1 protein-coding gene is annotated in these 5,244 nt (G+C 75.6%); it reads right to left on the minus strand.

The features are described 5' to 3' along the window. Positions 1–5,244, minus strand: a 5,244-nt coding sequence (locus ACLQ22_RS31805; RefSeq protein ID WP_425695568.1) for an amino acid adenylation domain-containing protein, incomplete at both ends; no start/stop codon positions are given.

Genomic DNA, 5,244 nt, shown 5'->3' on the forward strand with positions numbered 1-5,244 from the left:
TCGGTGAGCCATCGGCGTTGCCAGGCGGCGTAGTCGGCGTACTGCACGGGCAGGGGCGGCAGGGGGTCGGGCCGGCCGTGGTGGTGCGCGGCGTAGAGCACCCCCAGCTCGCGGGTCAGGACGCCGATGGACCAGCCGTCGGATACGACGTGGTGCATCGTGACGAGCAGGACGTGCCGGTCCGGGGCGAGGGTGACCAGGCGGCCCCGGATCAGGGGACCGGTCGTCAGGTCGAACGGGGCGGTGAACTCCTCGTCCTGGAGCCGGGCCAGGCGGGCGGCGGCGTCGGGCGCGCCGGTGAGGTCGTGCGTGTGCAGGGTGAAGCCGGCCCCGGGCGGGTCGACGCGCTGGTGCACGTCGGCGCCGTCGGGGACGAGGCGGCTGCGCAGGGCCTCGTGCCGGTCCACCAGGGCGTCCAGGGCCGCCCGCAGCGCGTCGTGGTCGAGCCAGCCGGCCAACTCCAGGGCCAGGGGCATGTGGTACGCGTGGCCCAGGCCGCCGAGGCGTTCCAGGAACCACAACCGCCGCTGCGCGAAGGAGAGCTCCAGCGCACCGGCCCGGTCGACCGGGCGGATCGGGGGCAGCACGTCGCGGCCGTCCGGCGTCAGCCGGGCGACGAAGGCGGCGAGGACCGGCGCCGCGAAGAGCGCCGCCGGGGAGACCTCCCGCCCCAGCACCTGCCGGATCCTGGACACCAGCCGCATGGCGAGCAGCGAGTGCCCGCCCAGGGCGAAGAAGTCGTCGTGCCGGCCGACCCGCTCGATGCCCAGCACCTCGGCCCAGACGCCGGCGACCATGGCCTCCAGCAGGCCGACCGGCTCGACGTGCCCGCGCTGGCCGAAGGCCTCCCCGTCCGGTGCGGGCAGCGCCGCCCGGTCGAGCTTGCCGTTGGGCGTCAGCGGCCACGCGGCCAGCCGGACGTACGCGGCGGGCACCATGTAGTCGGGCAGTTCGCCGGCGAGCCGGTCCCGCAGCCGCGCGGCGTCCGGCGCCTCCTTCGCCCCGGCCAGCACGTACGCGATGAGCCGCTGGTGGCCGCCGGCGTCCGGGCGTGCCACGACGACCGCCTCCCGGACGCCCTCGGTCGCCGCCAGCCGCGCCTCGATCTCGCCCAGCTCGACGCGGAAGCCCCGGATCTTCACCTGGAAGTCGTCGCGGCCCAGGAACTCCAGTTCCCCGCCCGGCAGCCGGCGACCCAGGTCACCGGTGCGGTAGATCCGCTCGCCCGGCACGAACGGGTTGGCGCGGAAGCGCTGCGCGGTCAGCTCGGGCCGGTTCAGGTAGCCGCGTGCCACGCCCGCGCCGCCGATGTGGATCTCCCCGACCACCCCGTCCGGCACCGGCTCGCCCTCGGCGTCCAGCAGGTAGACGCGCACGTTGGGCAGGGGCCGGCCGATCGGCAGACAGGTCGCCCCGGCGAGGCCGTCCGCCGGGAGCAGGTGGCAGGTGCTGTCGACGGCCGCCTCGGTCACGCCGTACGCGTTGACGATCCGCACCCGCGGGCCGCACAGCGCCCGGAGCCGGGCGGCGTTCGCGGCGGTCCAGGCGTCCGAGCCGCAGACCACCGTCTCCAGCCCGGCGAGGCTCCCGCCGGTGGACTCCAGGTGGTCCAGCAGCGGGTTGAGCACCGCCGGCACGAAGTCGGCGAAGTCCACGTCGTGGTGGCGCAGCAGGGCGTACAGGCCCGCGCTGTCGAGCAGCAGCTCACGCGGGCAGAGCACCAGCCGCCCGCCGAAGCCGAGCGCCCGCACCACGTCGGCGGTGAAGACGTCGAAGGAGAAACTCGCCATCTGCAGGTGCACCAGGCCGGGACGCAGGTCGAGGACGCGTTCCCAGGCGGCGGCGACGGCCGCCAGCTGCCGGTGCTCCACCAGCACCCCGTTGGCGGTGCCCGAGGTGCCGGACGTGTAGATGACGTACGCCAGGTGGTGCGCGCCCAGCCCGTCGACGACCGGGTCGGTCGACGGCAGCTCCGCCCAGGCCGCCGCGTCGAGGTCCAGGTCGACCACCGGGGTGTCGAGCCCGGCCAGCGCGGCGTGCAGCCGCTCGCGGGCCGGGCCGTGGGTCAGCGCCGCCACCGGCGTGCTGTCGCGCAGCATGGCGGCGAGCCGGTCGACCGGGTAGGCCGGGTCCAGCGGGAGGTAGGCGCCACCCGCCTTGAGGACGGCCAGCAGGCCCACCACGGTGTCCAGCGACCGCTCGACGCAGATCGCCACCAACTGGTCCGGCCCGACGCCCCGGGCGCGCAGGTGGCGGGCCAGCCGGTTGGCCCGCGTGTTCAACTCGCCGTAGGTGAGCCGCTCGTCGCCGAGGACGAGGGCCACCGCCTCCGGGGCGCGGGCCGCCTGGGCCTCGACGAGGTGGTGCACGCAGCGCCCCGGCGGGTACGCCACCGTGGCGTCGTTGCCCTCCTCGACGAGCCGGCGGCGCTCGGCGGGGGGCAGCACGTCGAGCCCGCCCACCGGCGCGTCCGGTGCCCGCTCCAGCGCGTCGGCCAGCGTCTCCAGGGCCCGCTCAACCATCGCGCAGACCCGGTCGGGCGCCACCCCGGCCGCGGCGGCGACGGTCAGCACGACGTCGTCGCGCAGGTCGTCGACGTCCAGCGCGAGCGGGTAGTTGCCGTGCTCCTGCGCGGCCAGGTAGGTCAGGTCGTCCGCGCCGGGGTCCGGCGCGGGGGCGTCCGACTCGGCCAGCACCTCGGCGTGCCGGTAGTTCAGCAGGGCGGTGAAGAGCGGCGCCGGCGGCGCCACCCCGCTGCACGACTGGGCCAGCGCCAGCGACGCGTGCTCGTGCCGGATCAGCCCGGTCAGCGCCTCGTGGGTGCGGAGCACGCACTCCGTGACGCCGGTGTCGTCGAGGGTGACCCGCAGGGGGAGCGTGTTGAGGAAGGGCCCGAGGACGCGGTCGTTGCCCGCGCCGCCGTCCATCCGGCCGGAGAGCACGGTGCCGAAGACGACGTCCCGGCGGCCGCCGGCCCGGGCGAGCACCTGCCCCCAGGCGACGTGGAAGAGGCTGGTCACGCCGACCCGGAGGGCCTGGGCCCGCTGCCGCAGCCGCAGCGTCAGCTCCGGACCGAGCCACACCCGGGCGTCCCGCATGCTGTGCCCGTCACCGTGGATGTCGCGCAGGCCGAAGGGCACGGTCGGGCTGTCGACGTCGGAGAGCATCCGGCGGAAGAAGCTCTCCTGTTCGGCCCGGTCCGCGCCGCGCCGGATCCGCGCCACGAAGTCACGGAAGGGCAGCGGCGGCGGCAGCCGGTCGCCCTCGCCGGCCAGGTACGCGCGGACCTCGGCCCGCAGCTGCTTGAGCGAGGTGTTGTCGTCGACGATGTGGTGGATCAGCTCCACGGCCAGCCACGCGCCGTCGCGCGGGTCCCGCGCGACCAGCAGCCGCAACAGCGGTGCCCGGTCGAGGGGGAGGCGGGCGTACCGCCGGTCGACGTGCTCGCGGAGCTGCCGGAGCGGGTCGTCGCCCGCCGGATCGAGCGGGACCTCCTCCACCGGCAGGGGCGCGCGGCGCCACACCACCTGCACCGGCTCGTTGATCCCGTGCCACACGACCCCGGTGCGCAGCACGTCGTGCCGGGCGATCACCGCCTCCAGCGCGGTGCGGTAGCGGTCCAACCGGTGCCGGTCGGCGAAGCGGAGGACGGTGGTGACCAGGTAGGGGTCGCGGTCGCGGGCCATCAGGTGGTGGAAGAGCATCCCCTCCTGCACCGGGGCCAAGGGGTAGACGTCCTGCACGTTCGGCGCCCCGCCGGGCACGGTGGCGACGACCGCGTCGATCTCCGGCTGGCTCAGCTCCACCAGCGGCAGCAGGTCCGGGGTGATCCGGTCGCAGCCGACCGGGATCGGGTCCGGGGTCGCCTCGGCCCGGTCCGCGCCGGCACCCACCGCGCGGGCCAGGTCGGCCAGGACCGGCGAGGAGAAGAGCGCGCGTACGTCGGCGGGCATGCCCTGGCGGCGCATCCGCTCCAGCACCCGCAGGGCCAGCAGCGAGTGCCCGCCCAGCGCGAAGAAGTTGTCGTGCCGGCCGACCCGCTCGACGCCGAGCACCTCGGCCCAGATGGCGGCGAGGGCGGTCTCCGCCGGACCGACCGGCTCGGTGTAGTGCCGGGTGGCGAAGGCGGACCCGTCGGGTGCGGGCAGCGCCCGGTGGTCGAGCTTGCCGTTGGGCGTGAGCGGCCACTCGGCGACCCGCACGTACGCGGCCGGGACCATGTGCTCCGGCAGGACACCGGCCAGCCGGGTCCGCAGCGCCTCGGCGGTCAGCCGGCGCACCGAGGCGGTGTAGTAGCCGACCAGGCGCGGCTCGCCCGTGGCGTCGGTCGTGACCGTCACCACCGCGTCGCGTACGCCGGGACAGGCGGCCAGCCGGGCCTCGATCTCGCCCAGCTCGACGCGGTAGCCACGGATCTGCACCTGGGAGTCGTTGCGGCCCAGGTACTCGAGACCGCCGTCGGGGCGGTGGCGCACCAGGTCACCGGTGGCGTAGAGCCGGTCCCCGGCGACGAACGGGCTGGGCCGGAAGCGTTCCGCGGTCAGCGCGGGCCGGTTGAGGTAGCCGCGCGCGACCCCCGCGCCACCGACGTGCAGCTCACCGACGACCCCGGGCGGCACCGGTTCCCCCCGCCCGTCGAGCACGTAGAGCCGCAGGTCCCCGATGGGCCGCCCGATCGGACTGACGCCCGGTCGCTCGGCGTCGGCCGGGGTCAACGGCCGGTGGGTCACGTGCACGGTGGTCTCGGTGATGCCGTACATGTTGACCAGCTCGGTGCGTCCGTTGCGCGGGTCCGCGTACCACGGCCGCAGCATCGTCGGGTCCAGCGCCTCGCCCCCGAAGACCACCGTACGCAGCCGGTGCGCCCGCGCGCTGTCGGCCTGCGCGGCGATCAGGCTGCGGAACGCGCCGGGGGTCTGGTTGAGGACGGTGACGCCCTCGTCGCAGAGGAGCCGGTGGAAGTCGGCGGGGGAGCGGCTGACCAGGCGGGGGACGACCACCAGCCGGCCGCCGTGCAGCAGCGCCCCCCAGATCTCCCAGACGGAGAAGTCGAACGCGAAGGAGTGGAAGAGGCTCCACACGTCCGTCGGACCGAAGCCGAACCACCCGGCCGTGGCGGAGAAGAGCCGCACCACGTTGGCGTGCTCGACCATGACGCCCTTGGGCCGGCCGGTGGAGCCGGAGGTGTGGATGACGTAGGCGAGGTGGTCGGGTCGGGTGCCGGGGTCGGGGTCGGTGGTGGGG

It is taken from the genome of Micromonospora sp. DT178 (assembly GCF_049841695.1).
Lineage (GTDB): Bacteria > Actinomycetota > Actinomycetes > Mycobacteriales > Micromonosporaceae > Micromonospora.